Origin of the sequence: Eudoraea sp., assembly GCF_039969275.1 — a bacterium.
Classification (GTDB): domain Bacteria; phylum Bacteroidota; class Bacteroidia; order Flavobacteriales; family Flavobacteriaceae; genus Eudoraea.
The window spans coordinates 630,665-647,694 of sequence record NZ_JBDVOC010000003.1; the positions used below are offsets into that span (position 1 = coordinate 630,665).

At 37.9% G+C, this 17,030-nt stretch carries 14 protein-coding genes; 11 read left to right on the forward strand and 3 right to left on the reverse strand.

The genetic code is table 11. The annotated features are described in order from the left end of the window. Window positions 1–39 precede the first annotated feature (39 nt). Window positions 40–3,213 (reverse strand): cytochrome c biogenesis protein CcsA, encoded by a 3,174-nt coding sequence (ccsA, locus tag ABJH90_RS03700; RefSeq protein ID WP_348142638.1) that lies wholly within the window; start codon window positions 3,211–3,213, stop codon window positions 40–42. Window positions 3,214–3,353: 140 nt separating this feature from the next. Here ccsA and ABJH90_RS03705 point away from each other — a divergent pair, with 140 nt between their 5' ends. From ABJH90_RS03705 to ABJH90_RS03745, 9 genes are all read left to right on the forward strand, one after another. Next, on the forward strand, window positions 3,354–4,118 hold the full coding sequence (locus tag ABJH90_RS03705) for a DUF2520 domain-containing protein (RefSeq protein WP_348142641.1): 765 nt from the start codon (window positions 3,354–3,356) through the stop codon (window positions 4,116–4,118). Then, window positions 4,102–4,629: an HAD hydrolase family protein gene (locus ABJH90_RS03710; RefSeq protein WP_348142644.1), complete on the forward strand. Its 528-nt coding sequence runs from the start codon at window positions 4,102–4,104 to the stop codon at window positions 4,627–4,629. Before ABJH90_RS03705 ends, ABJH90_RS03710 begins: the two co-directional genes overlap by 17 nt. Window positions 4,630–4,633: 4 nt before the next feature. Continuing rightward, window positions 4,634–5,224, forward strand: coding sequence for a Maf-like protein (locus tag ABJH90_RS03715; RefSeq protein WP_348142646.1), 591 nt, complete (start codon window positions 4,634–4,636; stop codon window positions 5,222–5,224). A gap of 33 nt (window positions 5,225–5,257) precedes the next feature. Further along, window positions 5,258–5,863 carry a hypothetical protein gene (locus ABJH90_RS03720; protein ID WP_348142649.1) on the forward strand — a complete coding sequence of 202 codons (606 nt, stop codon included), beginning with the start codon at window positions 5,258–5,260 and terminating at the stop codon, window positions 5,861–5,863. Further along, window positions 5,830–6,213 carry a hypothetical protein gene (locus ABJH90_RS03725; RefSeq protein ID WP_348142652.1) on the forward strand — a complete coding sequence of 128 codons (384 nt, stop codon included), beginning with the start codon at window positions 5,830–5,832 and terminating at the stop codon, window positions 6,211–6,213. The genes ABJH90_RS03720 and ABJH90_RS03725 overlap by 34 nt, the downstream gene beginning before the upstream one ends. Before the next feature lie 253 nt (window positions 6,214–6,466). After that, complete coding sequence (locus ABJH90_RS03730; RefSeq protein WP_348319701.1) at window positions 6,467–6,607, forward strand: hypothetical protein; 141 nt, start codon at window positions 6,467–6,469, stop codon at window positions 6,605–6,607. Window positions 6,608–6,705: 98 nt separating this feature from the next. After that, the gene (locus ABJH90_RS03735) at window positions 6,706–7,662 is read left to right on the forward strand and encodes an ROK family protein (RefSeq protein WP_348142655.1); all 957 of its coding nucleotides are present in this window, start codon (window positions 6,706–6,708) and stop codon (window positions 7,660–7,662) included. Window positions 7,663–8,398: 736 nt separating this feature from the next. Next, entirely contained in the window at window positions 8,399–10,933 is a 2,535-nt protein-coding gene (locus tag ABJH90_RS03740; RefSeq protein ID WP_348142658.1) for a PIG-L family deacetylase, read from the forward strand. 102 nt (window positions 10,934–11,035) lie between these two features. Further along, the gene (locus ABJH90_RS03745) at window positions 11,036–12,742 is read left to right on the forward strand and encodes a sodium:solute symporter (RefSeq protein ID WP_348142661.1); all 1,707 of its coding nucleotides are present in this window, start codon (window positions 11,036–11,038) and stop codon (window positions 12,740–12,742) included. Between the two features lie 114 nt (window positions 12,743–12,856). Here the strand turns inward: ABJH90_RS03745 and ABJH90_RS03750 are convergent, their stop codons facing one another. Both ABJH90_RS03750 and ABJH90_RS03755 read right to left on the reverse strand, forming a co-directional pair. Next, window positions 12,857–13,699, reverse strand: coding sequence for a DUF2911 domain-containing protein (locus ABJH90_RS03750; protein ID WP_348142664.1), 843 nt, complete (start codon window positions 13,697–13,699; stop codon window positions 12,857–12,859). Between the two features lie 90 nt (window positions 13,700–13,789). Then, a complete protein-coding gene (locus ABJH90_RS03755) occupies window positions 13,790–14,947 on the reverse strand; it encodes a hypothetical protein (protein WP_348142667.1) in 1,158 nt (385 codons plus the stop codon). 195 nt (window positions 14,948–15,142) lie between these two features. Between ABJH90_RS03755 and ABJH90_RS03760 the strand changes: the two genes are divergently transcribed. Together ABJH90_RS03760 and ABJH90_RS03765 are read left to right on the forward strand one after the other, a co-directional pair. Beyond that, a complete protein-coding gene (locus ABJH90_RS03760; protein WP_348142670.1) occupies window positions 15,143–15,640 on the forward strand; it encodes an SRPBCC family protein in 498 nt (165 codons plus the stop codon). A gap of 71 nt (window positions 15,641–15,711) precedes the next feature. Then, on the forward strand, window positions 15,712–17,022 hold the full coding sequence (locus tag ABJH90_RS03765) for a deoxyribodipyrimidine photo-lyase (protein ID WP_348142673.1): 1,311 nt from the start codon (window positions 15,712–15,714) through the stop codon (window positions 17,020–17,022). Window positions 17,023–17,030 lie beyond the last annotated feature (8 nt).

Below are 17,030 nucleotides of genomic sequence, written 5' to 3' on the forward strand. Positions count from 1 at the left end.
CCTCCTGCATTGAAAGGAATTCATGGAACCATATAAAAGTTATTTAACGTAATTCATTTTGTATCGCCAATAACTAATTCCGCCTAAAAGCAATACCCCAAACAAAGTATACCAGACAAATACTGGCGTAATTACCTGCGTTCCACTGGCATAACTATGGAGCCCAACCAAATAAAAGTTTACTCCAAAATAGGTCATCATTATACTTCCAAAAGCAAGGATAGTTAGAAAATTAAAAGTCCATCTTCCACGTAATCCTGGTACCAGTCTGGTGTGTATTACAAAGGCATATACCATTATTGAAATAAGAGCCCAGGTTTCTTTAGGATCCCAACCCCAATAGCGCCCCCAGCTTTCATTGGCCCATTGCCCCCCGAGAAAGTTTCCTATGGTAAGCATAATGAGTCCAACGGTTATGGAAAGTTCATTAATTATTGTGAGTTCCTTCAGGTTTAATTCCATCCGTTCCTTGTTCTTTGAATTTGTAAGAATAATTAACAAAAGTGAAACAATACCAAGAATCATCCCAACGGTAAGCGGCCCATAACTACCGACAATAACAGCAACGTGGATCATTAGCCAGTAACTGTCTAAAACAGGGACAAGATTTGCTATAGAAGGATCTACCCAGCTTTGGTGAGCGATCCACAATAACATGGCAGTAACAAATGCGGATGCTGCAATGGTCATATTGCTTTTTCTACCCAGTAATAATCCCATGCCCATTGTAGCCCAGGATACATAAAGGATGCTTTCATAAGCATCACTCCACGGAGCATGCCCGGATATATACCAGCGCATAATTAATCCGGAGGTATGCCAGATAAAAAATATATAAATTATTCCCTTAAAGAAGTACGTAGCTATTTTCCATATCCTTCTTTCCTTAAAAATTGTAAAGACAAGTACAAAGAACATAAGGATACCTACCAGTGCATAGTATTTATAAAGGCGATTAAAAATATCGAGCTTGTTATAAATGATTTCAGCTTTAACCCTGTTCTTTGCGGGAAGCACCTCACTACCATGGTTTTCCTGATTCTGATGAAATGCAGCCAATAGTTTATCTGCTTCAGAATAGTCGTTATTTACAATTGCCCTTTGTAGGGAGTGCAAATAATATGGGACAGCATTTTTGATGAAATTCGCATATAGTGAGTCAGATACTTTGTATTGACCGGATCTGTATTCAACAGCTGAGACCCATTTGTTGTTCTCATCATTTAATAAAGGGAATATTTTAATGATTTCCCCACTAAGTGCCCTGTTTAACAGACCAAGGCGTAAATCAACATCTTTATAATCCTGTTGAAATTTATCCGGAGTGCTTGTGGCATAAGCATCTTGTAAATAAGGTGCCAGCTTATATGCTCCTTTGGAGTCAAAAAAATCCGTAGCCTTTACGTATCTCTGAGGCCCTTCTACTCCTATTATACCACGGAGACTATCATTTTGTCCTTTTTTGTCGAGGGCTATAAATTCTGTATTATACCATAACGCCGGATTTAGCATCATGGATAAAAACACCTGATCGGCATTCATATCTTTATAGGTATCCTTAAAACTTAATTTGCGAAGTAACTCTGAAGAAAACGTATTTAGAGGTTTCATTCTTCCTCCGCCGTCCTGTATGACCAATTCCCCAAATTTCGCGGCATGCTCCTTAATAACGGTAGAAGCTTCTAATAGGGAATCTAGTTGCTGCTGACTTGGAGTATTTTGGTGATTGTGATCCCTGTTTTCAGTTTTTACCTGAGCATTGAGGCTTAAAGCGCCTAAAAGCATAATTGCGGAAACCACGGCCTTTTTCTTCTTTAATTTATCTAACCCTTGAGTCAACTCCTTAAAACGGGTTTTACCAAAGAACATGATCCCCATTAAGCCAATATATAATAAAAAGTACCCGATATAGGTAATCCAGGTGCCCCAAAAATCATGATTAACTGAAAGAACGGTTCCCCTCTCATCGGGGTCAAAACTTGCCTGAAAAAACCGGTATCCTTTATGGTCAAGGATATGATTCATGAAAATATCATAATCAAATGGCCGCTCGTCCTCCACGGTAACTTTACTCATAAAGGAGGCGTAGCTTTTTTCTGTGCCGGGGTATTTCTCGGCAATAAAATCGTTCAGTTTAATACTAAAAGGCAATTGATAAACTTTTGATCCATATCGAAGGCTAAAATCCAGACCTCCTACTTTGAACTTATCTGAATAATTGCCGGAACCCTTGCCTCCCAATAACTTTTTCGTAACCGTTTCACCATTACTGCTTATTTTAAGAACCAAAGCGTCCTGGGTGGCTGGTGTAATTTCATTTTCCGGCACTCTTACAACCCCATATGATCCCTGAATGAGAGGATCGGGTATAACAAACCGCATCCCTCCCAGATTATAAAGCGAACGCAACTGAAGTTCCTGCAAACTGTCTTTAAGGACCCTGCCCTGAAACTGATCTGCCATTCTCATAAAGCTTCCTTCGAAAGGAGCTTTAATTTGATAAATACTATCCGTGGTAATTATATTTACAGCACCATCTGTCTCCTTATTTAGTGAAAAGAGAACATTGTGGATATTGGCTATTTCCCCATTTTCAAGATAATGTTCATGCCTGTTGCCATCACCGGCTTCCACTATTTTTAAATAGAAATTTCCTTTATCATCCGGAATTAAGTCATTTTTGGCTCCTTCAATAAAACTATCATAAGCAATAGATACTTCTTGTCCATTAAAATCTGATGTCCAGGGTAAATTAGATTTTATAGCTTCAGGAGTTACAATAAGGTCGTCTTCAAGGATTTTTCGTTTAGGCTCCCCATCTATTTCTCCATCAATAAATACAGTTAGAAAGGTTTTATCGGAATAGAAAACATTTTCTGTTCGACCCTCCCTTATCGGCATCATCCCTTCAAAACTTATATATCTGGTAACAAAAGCCCCCACAATAATAAGAATCCATGAGATATGGAGTGTCAAAACGGGCCATTTTTCCTTCCGCAACAGACGATAGCGAAAAATATTACCTATAAAATTGATCACAAAGAAGACCATGATCAACTCAAACCAGGTTGAATTATAGATCCAGATTCTTGCAGTTTCGGTGCTATACCAGCTCTCTATAAAAGTACCAAATGCCATGGCCGTAGCAAAAACAATAAAAAGAACCGCCATTAAACGGGTAGAAAAGAAAAACTTCTTGAACAGCTCTTTCATTCCAGAGAGATAAATTTGAATTCCGGATGCAAAAGTAAGGCCTTTTTGTGATTTTCGATTGTACTTCCCGTTTTAAAAAGTTAAACAGTTTTGTTAATTTTTTAAGTGAGGTAAACACCATAAATATTGTATTTTTGAACATGCTTTCAATTGTGCTACTAGGTACCGGCAATCTCGCTAAACATCTGTTTGATGAATTAAAGGATAAGGGGAATATCAAAATCAAACAAGTTTATGGGAGAAACAAAAAAGCACTTTCCTACTTCCAAAAGGATGCCTTAACCACAACAAATTTTAATTCAATAGAAGAAGCATCTATTTATATCATTGCTGTAAGTGATGATGCTATAACAACTGTCTCTGAAGGTCTTATAAATAAAAAAGGTGTTCTTACGCATACTTCAGGAAGTGTAGCAATAAGCGCCCTACCTTCTTCGGCTAGAAGAGGCGTGTTTTATCCTTTGCAAACATTTAGCGCCAACCGGGTAGTTAATTTTAAGGAGGTTCCCATATGTGTTGAAGCTGAAAATAATAAAGATTTAGAAGTCCTTAAAAAGCTGGCTTCAAGCCTCTCAGGTAAGGTTTTGGAAGTATCCAGCAGTCAACGTAAAGACTTGCATCTTGCAGCCGTGTTTGTAAATAATTTTACAAATCATCTGTACCAAATAGGACAAGAAATCTGCGAAAAATCTCAAATTTCTTTTTCTGTCCTAGGGCCTCTAATCCTGGAAACAGCTCTTAAAATTAAAACCCTCAGCCCACAGGAAGCTCAAACTGGCCCTGCTATACGAAATGACAACGGCACAATAGAAAAACATATGAAAAGCCTTCAAAATAAAAATCATAAGGATATCTATTCTATATTAAGTAATTCAATCCAAAAAACTCATGGGAAAAAGCTATAAAGAAATTCTAAAAGATATTACCACTTTCGTCTTTGATGTAGATGGGGTATTTACAGACGGAAATGTCCTAATTACCTCGGAGGGTGAACTACTCCGTAAAATGAGTGTAAAAGATGGATATGCCCTTAAAACAGTCATTCAAAAAGGCTATAATGTCTGTATAATCTCAGGAGGGACTAATGAAGGCGTTAGTTTAAGGTTAAAAGGACTCGGTGTAACTGATGTTTACCTTGGGGCATCCATGAAGGAAGCACCCTTAAAAAAGTATTTGTCTAAATACAAGATAGATCCTAAAAATGTACTTTATATGGGTGATGATCTTCCGGATATTCCGGCTATGAAATTAGCTGCTATCGCAGCATGCCCGCAGGATGCAGTGCAGGAAGTCAAAGAGGTATCTGATTACATATCGCACAGGTATAGTGGGGATGAATGTGTAAGAGATGTTATTGAACAGGTCCTGAAAGTGCGAGGCGATTGGTATACTAATTTCAGCGCAGCCAACGATTAGTACTATGCTTAGTGAAAAGGTAAAGAATTTTCATATTATTCTTGCTTCCTCTTCTCCTCGGAGACAAGAATTTTTAAAAAAACTTGGTCTCAAATATGAGGTTCGCCTGAAACCTGTTGAAGAAATTTATCCGGAGCATTTAAAGGGAGCCGAAATTGCTGATTTCCTGTCCAAACTTAAAGCAGCTCCCTTTCTGGGAGAGCTTAAGGCAAATGATCTGTTAATTACTTCAGATACCGTTGTTTGGTATAAGGATAAGTTTTTAGGTAAACCAAAAGATGAGGAAGAGGCTTATTTAATGTTGAAAACAATGTCTGGTAACTGGCATGAGGTAATTACATCGGTTTGTTTCAGGCGTATTAATGAGCAAAGATTAGTAAACAGTAGCACAAGGGTTAAATTTAAAGATTTGACCGACAAGGAGATTTGGTACTATATACATAATTATAAACCTTTAGATAAAGCTGGTGGTTACGGCATCCAGGATTGGATAGGGTTAGTAGGGATCGAGAAAATAAAAGGATCGTATGCCAACGTCGTAGGGCTTCCTACACATTTAGTTTACAAAACGTTAATGGACATGGCGAACCAATAGTTTTTAAGTAGTTTTGGACAAAATTTAATACCCATGAAACTGTTAATCAGTAAACTAATTTTAGGCTTATTGGTGCTTTCTTTACCAACTGTTTTTATATCCTGTGAAATAAAAGCAAGTACTGAAGAGATTAAAATTGTCAACGTTGAAAGCCTGAAAAATAATTCAGATACCCCAAGTCCTAACCTTCTCACCCCGGCATTTAAGGATTATTGGTATTCTGGTGAAGCAGAAATCACATCCTATAAACTAGAACAGGCCAGATATGGGGAACTAAGAGATGGTCATGCAGTTTTAATATTTGTTACTGAACCATTTTTGGCAGATAAACAAGTTAAGGCCGATAGAAGTAATCCTGGTAATATTCCGGTACTAAAATTAAACAGTACTAAAAAATACTTTACAGGTATTTACCCTTATTCTGTTATGAGCAGTTCTTTTTATCCAGTTAAAGACAATCAACATGCAATAAAAATATCCTCATCTGTTCAGGAATGGTGCGGACATGTTTATGCTCAGTTGAATAACAAAGAAGAATTTGAGTATGAAGCGCACTCTTATTTTGAAGGCGAGGCAGATCAGGAATTTATAATGGAAAAAACATTTTGGAAAACGAGTTGTGGAACAAATTACGAATAAACCCTAATGGTCTTCCCCAGGGCGAACTAGAGGTTATTCCTTCATTTGAATATACCAGGGTGGCCCATAAAAAGATTAAAGCATATAAAGCCAGTGCTTCTCTTACAGAGAAAGATGGAATTAGCTCTTACTCCATAACCTATCCCGAATTAGATCGCACGCTTACCATTAACTTCAGTACGGCTTTTCCTCATACCATAGAAAGTTGGACAGATGAATTTAAAAGCGGGTATGGTGCAAATGCGAAAATGCTCATCTCCAGGGCTACAAAAATAAGGCGTATAAAAACCCCTTATTGGCAGCAAAATGGAAATAAAGACATAATCCTAAGAGATAGTTTAGGCATATGATAATTATAGATGAATTTATTGCCTCCCAAACTATTTGTAAAAAAGCAAGTGTAACCTGCACAGGATTCAAACTATGATTTCATTATTGAATTCTGAATGACTAAACATATAATTCAGCCTCTTAAAAATGAGTATTCATACTATAATAAGAATAATCCCCTAAGACTAAAAAAAGAATCCTGACCTGTGTCACTACAACTATTCATCTAACGTTTCCTTCGTTCCCTCCTTCCAACCTGTCCATAGCTTCTTTATGTGTACCAAGTATGATATTCCATGGGATTTTTATGTCAAATTGGGGATTACTGTTAATTATGATAACCAACCGGCAATAGAGGGTACCCAATATGACTATATTCTTAAAACAGGCTTTGGGTGGGAATTTAACGATTAATACGCTTTATCAATATTTTATTCCTGTTCTCTGATTTTTATAGGACTTGAAAAAGTGATATCTTGAAATTTCATGCTTTTTAACAAAAAACAATCCATATGAATATAGTAGTAGGCGTTGACATTGGCGGAACAAAAACGAAGGTCGGTCTTGTAACTAAAGAGGGTGACTGCTTAAAAGATACTTGGTTCAGAACACGGGAATACCCGGACTTTGACCAATATCTTGACAAACTCGTTGAAGCTATTAAAATCCTAGTCAATGAATACCCTGAGGATCTCAATGTTCTTGGTGTAGGGATTGGTGCCCCCAATGCTTCCAGCAGGAATGGTACTATTGAAAACGCCTCCAATCTGAAATGGAAAGGCAGTGTTCCCATCCTTAAAAAAATGAGAAAGCGGTTCGAAGTTCCTATGAAATTGATGAACGATGCCAGTGTGGCCGCACTGGGCGAAATGTTATTTGGCAATGCCAAAGGCATGAAAGATTTCATCGTAGTTACCCTGGGCACGGGCTTTGGAGCCGGGATTGTTGCCAATGGCCAGCTTATTGACGGATATGATGGATTTGCCGGGGAATTGGGCCATGTGGATATGACCCTTGGAGATGGCAGGCTAACCGGATTGGGTGTTAAAGGTGGCTTAGAAGCTTATGTTTCAGCCACAGGACTTAAGAGGACCATCCTTTATATGATGAGCATGTATATGGATGAGAGCAGGTTTCGTTCAATTGCCTACAGTGACCTGCACGGGGAAGATATTACCCGGGCTGCTGAAGAAGGCGATCCTATTGCCTTAAAGGCCTTTGACTATACGGCAGATATATTGGCGAAAGCGCTGGCTAATTTCACGGCATTTTCCCAACCCGAGGCTTTTTTCCTGCTCGGTGGTTTGATCGGCAGTGGGAAATGGATCACCGAGCCGCTCAAAAAATATTTTGAGGACTATCTTCTGGAAGTATACAAAGGCAAAGTAAAGCTTATGTATTCCGGCATGAAAGGGAAGACTGCAGCTATTTGCGGTGCAGCAGCCTTAATTTGGGAAGATCACCAATAGGTATCCCTATTTCTGATATGGTCTTTGACCAAGGAATTTACCCACCACGATGGCTGTAATAATGACCAAATAAAATTGACCCAATAAGCCAAGAAGTACTGAAGCACTTATAGATAGATCTGAAATGGGAACTATATCGCCATATCCTATGGTGAGCAGGGATATATAAGTACAGTAGATCTGGTATTTGATTTATTAAAACCACACCATCACCAATTCCATTAAATGACCCGGAGTAAATAAAATATGTTAATTAAATTGAGTTACTTTTTTGCCAAAACTTCAATTGAATACTGTGATACAATCTGTCTTGGACTAATTTAGTACAATGAATCTTAACCGACTAGAAATGTTCCCTATAGATTATGCCACAGCCTTGTCAATTCGTAGAGATATCCTTTATTACTACATTCTGGCATTGTTTACATAAGTGTGAGACTAAAAAATAGCATACTTTTTATTGTTGTTATCTGTGGTATGGTTGCCCTGGTCAGGGAAGATCATATTATCCCAGTCAGAATTAAAATTCAAAATCCGTATAATACATTCCAAACGTGTATAGATATGGCACTGCTTCTTAATTATTTCCCTTTAGGTGGCGTAATTTTAACCGTCTAAATGAAGGCGAATGAGGAACAAACTACAAGCACAAACCTAGAAGTTGTTAAAGAAGTTTTAAATATTGTCGCAGTGCTACTAATATATCTATATTTGAGCACCATCTTATAAAAAAAACATGCGATATTTTCTGGTAATCTGTATTGGGTTATTTTTTGGAATACATACTGCTTTAACCCAGGCACCAAAAAAAAGCACTTCTTCCGATATTTATCATTCCTTACAAAAATTGAACTTTTTAGGATCCGCTTTATATATTGCTGCACATCCTGATGATGAAAATACAAGACTGATTTCCTACCTCTCAAACGAAGTTAAAGCCCGGACCGGGTATTTATCTATTACTAGAGGTGATGGAGGACAAAACCTTATAGGTTCGGAACTTAGAGAACTTCTGGGGGTGTTAAGGACAGAAGAATTACTGGCTGCCAGGAGAGTTGACGGCGGGGAGCAGTTTTTCACCAGGGCAAATGATTTTGGGTATTCCAAACATCCCAAGGAAACTTTGGAGATTTGGGATAAAGAGGCAGTATTGGGAGATGTAGTATGGATACTTAGAAATTTCAAGCCAGATGTTATTGTAAATCGTTTTGATCACAGAACACCAGGTTCAACCCATGGACATCATACCTCTTCGGCAATTCTAAGTGTTGAAGCCTTTGATCTGGTTAATGATCAAAACGCATATCCTGAACAATTGGATAAAGTAAGTCTTTGGCAACCCAAAAGAATATTCTTTAATACATCATGGTGGTTCTACGGGAGTCCTGAGAACTTTGAAAAAGCAGACAAATCCAAAATGATGCATTTTGATGTTGGGGTTTATTACCCTATGAAGGGGCTTTCCAACAACGAAATTGCATCTATTGCAAGTAGTCAGCATTTGAGTCAGGGTTTTGGCAGATTGTCCAGCAGAGGTAGTCAGGATGAATATATAGAACTTCTGGCGGGGGATCTTCCCAAAGACGAATCCAATATATTTGAAGGGATAGATACGAGCTGGTCCAGGATCAAAGGAGGTGAGGCTATTGGGAAATTATTATATGGCATAGAAGAGAATTTTGACTTTGTTAATCCATCTAAACACCTCCCGGAATTATTACAAGCGCATAAGTTATTGATTGACATCGAGGATGACCATTGGAAACAAATCAAATTAGAAGAACTGCAGAATATAATTATTGCAGTTTGTGGGCTTTATCTTGAGGCTTCGGCTGAAGTACCTAACTCCTTTCCCGGTAATACAGTGAAAATTAATATTGAGGCGCTAAACAGAAGTAATAATTCGGTTACCCTGAATTTAGTTTCCCTCGCCGCGGAAAGATACTCACAGAATAAAACCCTGCTGGCTAATAATCAAAAAAAGAATCTCGTACTGGATTTAAAAATTCCAAACCGACAACCTTATACCAGCCCTTATTGGCTCACAGAAACGGGAAGTCTTGGGATGTACAAAGTAAATCAACCGGAACTAATTGGGAGCCCTGAAACGGAACCTCCATTTTTTGCCCAATTTGAATTAGATTTTAATGGGTATTCGTTAACCATAGAAAAACCAATTATTCATAGATCTTCCAAACCTGATAAAGGTGAACTTTACCAGCCTTTTGAGATTATCCCGGAAGCTACAGCCAGATTTGGTGACAGGGTATTAATTTTTGCTGATGGAACTCCAAAAAAAATTCCGGTAACAATAACAGCCCATAAAAATGGTATTAGAGCAAATGTTGAGCTATGCCATGGTGAAGGTTGGATGGTTGATCAGGAAATCAAGGAGTTTGAAATCGCTAATAAGGGTGATGAAAAAACAGTTGAATTTACCCTTACTCCTCCTTCCGGGGAAAATGCAAGTTATATTACTCCCCTTATTCGAATTGATGGTAAGGAATTAGATAGAGAGTTAATAGAGATTGCATATGACCATATTCCTAAACAAACAGTTTTACTCCCTTCCGAAGCAAAAGTTGTAAGACTGAACATTGAAAAAGTTGGCGAGAATATTGGTTATATAATGGGGGCCGGAGATGAAGTGCCGGAGAGCCTGGAGCAGATAGGTTATACTGTTCATCTTATTGATCCAACAGAAATAGAATCGGGTAGTCTGGACAAATATGACGCCGTTGTTACCGGAATCAGGGCGTATAATGTAATTGAAGAGCTTAAATTTAAACAACGTTTTTTACTGGAATATGTAGAGCAGGGAGGAAACCTGGTAATACAGTACAACACTGCCGGGCGTAGGGACACCGCTTTTAAAGATTTGGCCCCCTACCCTCTTAAACTATCCAGAGACCGCATTACCAATGAAGATTCTGAAGTTAAGATTATTGCAACTGACCATTCAGTCATCATTTTTCCAAATGCCATAACTAATTCGGACTTTGAGGGTTGGGTCCAGGAGAGAGGACTTTACTTTCCTGATGAATGGGATCCCAAATTCACACCTATTCTCCAAATGAATGACAAAGGAGAATCCCCAACTGATGGAGCGCTCCTTGTAGCGCCATATGGTAAGGGAAATTATATTTATACCGGAATAAGTTTTTTTAGAGAACTTCCTGCCGGGGTTTCCGGAGCTTATAAGATATTCGCTAATATTTTATCATTAGGGAAAGAGCAAATAGATAGCACTACAGATATTAAAGGTAAATGATGCTGGAAAAACTTACCTGGAAAAAAGAATATACTCTTGTATTGGTACTCAATGCTATCTACATTCTTATTTTTTATTATATAATGACCATATACAGTTGATATGGGGAAACTGGACTGGGTTATACTTGGTGGTACCCTATTATTTATAGTTGTTTACGGGGTCTGGAAAACCAGAGGCAATAAAAATGTAAATGATTACGTCCTTGGTGGAAATCAGGCCAAGTGGTGGACGATTGGCCTTTCTGTTATGGCTACACAGGCCAGTGCTATTACTTTTCTCTCTACGCCCGGACAGGCTTTTCACGACGGAATGGGTTTTGTTCAATTCTACTTTGGACTGCCATTGGCCATGATAATAATATGCATTGTTTTCATTCCTTTATATCACAAATTAAAAGTATATACTGCCTACGAATTTCTGGAGAGAAGATTTGACCTTAAAACCCGGACTCTGGCTGCTATTCTGTTCTTGATACAGCGTGGCCTGGCAGCAGGTATCACCATCTTTGCGCCCTCTATTATTCTCTCTGCGGTCTTAGGATGGGATTTAAAAACCCTCAATATTATTATTGGGTCTTTAGTAATAATATATACCGTTTCGGGTGGCACAAATGCAGTAAGTGTTACCCAAAAACAACAGATGTTTGTGATTATGACCGGGATGTTTATTGCATTCTTTTTTATTCTGGGTTTTTTACCTGCAGATATAACATTTACCAAAGCCCTCAAAATTGCAGGTGCGAGCGATAAATTAAATATTTTGGATTTCAGCATTGATCCGCGCAGCAGATATACATTCTGGAGTGGGATAACCGGAGGTATGTTTCTTGCCCTGGCCTACTTTGGGACGGATCAGAGTCAGGTTCAACGCTATCTTTCCGGAAAGTCCATTCGTGAAAGCCAACTGGGGCTTATCTTCAACGGAATTTTTAAGGTTCCCATGCAGTTTTTTATCCTTCTCGTTGGTGTTATGGTTTTTGTATTCTATCAATACAATCCATCCCCCTTAAACTTTAACCCTGCTGCAACAAATGCAATAATGCAAACTTCTTATGCAGATGATTACAAATCATTAGAGGAAAGTCATAAAAATTTAGAAGTTGAAAAAAAGATAGCTCAGGAACAATTTTCTGTAGCCTTGGATTTAAACGACCCGGATGCTACCGCCGAAGCTAAAAATGAAATGCTCCTGATTATTGAAATGGAGAAAAACAACAGGGAGGCTGCAAAGGCTATGATAAGAAAGGCAGATGAAGCTGTTGAAACCAATGATAAGGATTATGTGTTTATTCACTTTATATTAAACTATTTACCAAAAGGATTAGTAGGGCTTTTATTGGCAGTAATCCTATCCGCCGCTATGTCTTCAACGGCTTCAGAACTTAATGCCTTGGGAACAATTACCGCTCTCGATTTGTATAAAAGGAATAAAAAAGATGAATACTCACCGGAACATTATGTGAAGGTTTCCAAGTTATTTACTTTGCTTTGGGGTATAGTTGCAATTCTAATAGCCTGTGTGGCAAACCTCTTTGACAATCTTATTCAATTAGTCAATATCATTGGGTCTATTTTTTATGGAAACATATTGGGCATGTTTTTGCTAGCCTTCTTTTTCCGTTTTGTAAAAGGAAATGCTGTTTTCATAGCAGGCATTATCACCCAGGTGGTTGTGGTACTTGTATGGTATTTAGATTGGATGGGGTATTTGTGGTTAAATGCTTTTGGCTGTCTATTTGTTATTGTATTGGCCATGTTATTCGAATCATTTGACAGGCTTCATAAGAACCCTCCCATTAAAACCTAATAAATTCTGACATCCGGAGATAGTGCATTTAATTAATGATACTATTTCTTACATGATATAAAAAAACCCCAACCAAAAAGGCAGGGGTTTTAAATTCTTAGAATTTAGAATAATTTACAATGCCCCCCATTCCTTAAGAGAGTCCTTGTTCATTTTTACATAATCTGCGTTGTTGGCCGCTTCTGCTGCTGCCATAGATTTCTTGGCTGCTTCAATAGCTCCTTTTGTATCACCCATTTTTGCATAAATAAGGGATTGTCTCCTCATCATCCAAAAAGCTTTGTCATTCATTGATACCGCTTTATCAATCCATTCTTTAGCTTTCGACAGATCTTTACCTTCTTCATAGTAATAAGAAGCTGCTGCAAAATAATCATTAGCTGATGGTCCATTCATGACGCTTTCAATACTCTTAACCGCCTTTTCTGAGGTAGGTACTTCAAAGGCAACTCCTACATAGGCTTTTTCCCAAAGTATTCCCAGTGTAGCTCCGTTATTGTGTATCGCATCAATACTCATGGTAAAGGATTCCACATCAAATGGTAAGGCCATTACCTCTGCTGTGGTCTTTGCCGCTACTTTTGAATCGTCCCAATCTTGAGGAGTTCCCCAATTATTAGGGTCAGAATAGAAAATAACTTCCCAGGAAGTTTGTCCCGGTTTAGTAAAAACAGCATAAGTACCTGCTTCTACTTTTTGACCGGCAATGGTTACGGCATCACTAAAAGTAACCATGGAATTTTTATTAGCTCCTGTTCTCCATAATTCATTGTACGGAACAAGATTTCCAAAAATGGTCCTCCCCCGCATTGCAGGTCTGGAATACTCTACGGTTACATCAGTCAATCCAACTGTTTGCATAATCTTTGCTGACGGACTGGGCGCTGGTGTTGTTATCTGTCCGTTCATAGAAATAGATCCCATAACGACACAGACTAATAGTGTTAGTTTTTTCATTATTTACTAGATTTTATAGTTGTGACAAAACTAAATATAATGGTGTATTTCCCTTGTTAACAAATCCTTAAATAATACCAAATACTAAGATTAGTTCAGGATAAATGGTTTAGATATTGTTACACCTTGCAGATAGAACGTTAAGTAATATACGGCACTGCCTAATCCGCTTAGATCAATTCTGTTATTTTCAATTAAACTTCCATGTGTATGTCTTACTCTTTTCCCTGTAATATCAAAGATAGCTCGACCAAACAATGGGGCATTTGAAATAAGATCATATTGAAGTTCATTTGATCCAAAGGTTCTGTAAATAATCAATTCATTTTCTACTTTTGCTGAATCTATCGGAATTTCTATAGGCGGTTCTTCAGGTTCCTGAGGGGTATCGTCGGTATCAAAAGTATAGAGTTGAGAAGCAAGAATTATAGGAGGCAGGTTATTTTGGTAACGTTCCGAAGAAATATAGTAAGTATTTGAATCTGAATAGGTGATTCCTTCTACCTGTGAAAACCCAATTCCCAAAACCGTCTTTACCTCAGTCCCGTTAAATGAAAAATTTGTAGTAAGCTCATCCATCCGAACAATAAAAGGCTGTAATTGAGGTGAATATCCCAATAACATCAAGACATTAGAGAATTTGTTGTATGCTGCACCGGTAACCAGACCAGAGGCATTATAAAATCCCAAATTCTTTGCTGAATAAGATCCCGGTATTTTAGGGATGGAATATGCAACTGTGCCATTTGTCTGCCATTGTTTGGTAAATATGAGTAGCTGATTATTAAAATCAACTAAAGCTTCGGCATCCCAGTCAGAATTCTGTACGTCTGAAAAATCCGTTTGATCTTCATAGGAAAAGTTTATTCTTTCAGCACTTATTGTATTGGAAACATCAAAATCAGATTTAGCTACTCTATAAATGGTAAGATCCTGCCTGTTGCCGGTATTATTTCCGAAGTCCCCAATGTATATATAGGATTCGTCCTGTGTTATATCTTCCCAATCTATATTGGTAGCATTGTTTATGGTGATTGTCCGAATGATTTGCGAGCTTAAGGTATCTACTTCATACAATCGGGGAGAATTTCCCGAATCATTATGAGTTATGAGTTTGTTCTTGTAATAAATAAGCCCGGAGGATTCCAGAACATCTTCCGGTAAAGTCCCAACAAGCGTGGTGCTCACCTGGGCATTTAAGAAAACGACAGGGAGGAAAAAACTTAAAAAATATAATTTGGAAATCATGACACTTACTTCCAGAAATATACAAAAATCACACTTTGAACCATAAATTTCCCGATCATAAGACGTATTGCTCCATTATATGGGATTATTCCACCTTCATATTCGAAGATAAAACAGCCCAATATTTACTATTTGTTTAACATATTTAATTTTTTATTAAACAATATTGAACTTAATTTTGTTAAAAAGTTTCTAATGAAGTTATATCAGCTACATTCCAGACAATACTTACCCATTACACAGGATGAGGCTTGGGTCTTTTTATCAAATCCCGCAAATCTTAAAGTTATCACACCAGATCATATGGGTTTTCATATTTTAAATGGGGCCGACAGGGAGATGTTTCCAGGACAGCTTATTCAATATACAGTTTCCCCATTTGCAGGAATAACAACAAAATGGGTCACCGAAATTACTCATGTAAAGGAAGGTGAATACTTTGTAGATGAACAGAGGTTTGGTCCATATGCACTATGGCATCATAAGCATTTTATAAAACCTATTTCAGGTGGGGTAGAAATGGAGGATATCATTGACTACAAGCTTCCTTTTGGAATTTTGGGCCAAATGGTACATCCCATACTGGTAAAAAAACAACTCGAAAGAATTTTCGCATACCGGGAAATGAAACTTGAGGAAATTTTCGGGCATATGAATGGCTCTTCTAATGTGCTAAGTATAAAATCCACTTAGTAATGAAGAAGAATATATTATTAATAGGAGGATCGTATGGGACTGGTTTGTCTACCCTCAATATTAGCTAAATGCGCGAAAAAGTTAGTATTTTTTGGTTTCGCAGAGACTTAAGGCTGGATGATAATACAGGGCTTTACAATGCCCTTAAAGGAAGTCATCCTGTATTACCCATATTTATTTTTGACACTGAAATACTTCATTCGCTTCCGGAAAATGATGCCCGTGTGACTTTCATTTACGATTCCTTACAGGAAATGAGAACGAAACTGAAAGAGCATTACCAAAGCTCTATTGGTGTCTATTTAGGGAATCCGTTGGATATTTTTAAAACCCTTCTCAATCAATATGACGTACAAAATGTATACACCAACAGGAACTATGAACCTTATGCTCAAAAAAGAGATAGTGAGATTGCACAGGCACTAAAATTATCCAATATCGAATTCAAAACCTCTAAAGATCAGGTAATCTTTGAGAAAAACCAGGTTGTTAAGGACAATGGAGAACCCTATGTGGTTTATACGCCTTATATGCGCAAGTGGAAACAAAAATTGAAAACAAATGAGCCGGTCCTGGTTTATGACTCCGGGTCATTATTAAACGGGATGATTAAGCATAAAAAATTGCCCGATCCGTACCTTGAGGAGCTAGGGTTTAAAAGATCCAAAATAAAGATTCCGGCTTATGAAATTTCTTCATCATTTATCAATTCATATGAAAAAACCAGAAACTTTCCGGCCATAGAAAAAGGCACGTCTAAACTAGGGCCCCATTTGCGATTTGGTACCGTTTCTATACGACAGGTAATTCTAAAAACCCTGAATGCACAGAACGAAACATTCTTAAATGAATTGATTTGGCGCGAATTCTTTATGCAAATTCTATGGCATTTTCCGCATACGGTCCATAAAGCTTTTAAACCAAAATACGATAGGATTCCATGGCGAAATAATGAAATGGAATTTGAAAAGTGGAAAAAAGGAGAAACAGGATACCCCCTCGTTGATGCTGGAATGAGGGAACTCAATGCTACCGGGTTTATGCATAACCGGGTCCGAATGCTGGTGGCAAGTTTTCTTTGTAAGCACTTGTTAATAGACTGGCGTTGGGGAGAGGCTTACTTTGCCTCAAAACTTTTAGACTTCGAGCTCAGTAGCAACATTGGAAACTGGCAATGGGCTGCAGGGAGCGGGGTAGATGCAGCTCCGTATTTCAGGATCTTTAATCCCCTTACACAAGTAGATAAATTTGATCAGCAAAAAGAATATATCAATAAATGGGTTCCTGAACTAAAGGAATTGACTTATCCCCTAATGATGGTAGATCATAAAATGGCCCGGGAACGTTGCCTCAAAGTCTATAAAGAAGCCCTCGTTTGAATTCTTAT

Bases quoted from the DNA above. Each gene is read 5' to 3' on its own strand.
- ccsA (WP_348142638.1), bottom strand. From the start codon at position 3,213: ATGAAAGAGCTGTTCAAGAAGTTTTTCTTTTCTACCCGTTTAATGGCG.
- ABJH90_RS03705 (WP_348142641.1), top strand. From the start codon at position 3,354: ATGCTTTCAATTGTGCTACTAGGTACCGGCAATCTCGCTAAACATCTG.
- ABJH90_RS03710 (WP_348142644.1), top strand. From the start codon at position 4,102: ATGGGAAAAAGCTATAAAGAAATTCTAAAAGATATTACCACTTTCGTC.
- ABJH90_RS03715 (WP_348142646.1), top strand. From the start codon at position 4,634: ATGCTTAGTGAAAAGGTAAAGAATTTTCATATTATTCTTGCTTCCTCT.
- ABJH90_RS03720 (WP_348142649.1), top strand. From the start codon at position 5,258: ATGAAACTGTTAATCAGTAAACTAATTTTAGGCTTATTGGTGCTTTCT.
- ABJH90_RS03730 (WP_348319701.1), top strand. From the start codon at position 6,467: ATGTGTACCAAGTATGATATTCCATGGGATTTTTATGTCAAATTGGGG.
- ABJH90_RS03735 (WP_348142655.1), top strand. From the start codon at position 6,706: ATGAATATAGTAGTAGGCGTTGACATTGGCGGAACAAAAACGAAGGTC.
- ABJH90_RS03740 (WP_348142658.1), top strand. From the start codon at position 8,399: ATGCGATATTTTCTGGTAATCTGTATTGGGTTATTTTTTGGAATACAT.
- ABJH90_RS03745 (WP_348142661.1), top strand. From the start codon at position 11,036: ATGGGGAAACTGGACTGGGTTATACTTGGTGGTACCCTATTATTTATA.
- ABJH90_RS03750 (WP_348142664.1), bottom strand. From the start codon at position 13,699: ATGAAAAAACTAACACTATTAGTCTGTGTCGTTATGGGATCTATTTCT.
- ABJH90_RS03755 (WP_348142667.1), bottom strand. From the start codon at position 14,947: ATGATTTCCAAATTATATTTTTTAAGTTTTTTCCTCCCTGTCGTTTTC.
- ABJH90_RS03760 (WP_348142670.1), top strand. From the start codon at position 15,143: ATGAAGTTATATCAGCTACATTCCAGACAATACTTACCCATTACACAG.
- ABJH90_RS03765 (WP_348142673.1), top strand. From the start codon at position 15,712: ATGCGCGAAAAAGTTAGTATTTTTTGGTTTCGCAGAGACTTAAGGCTG.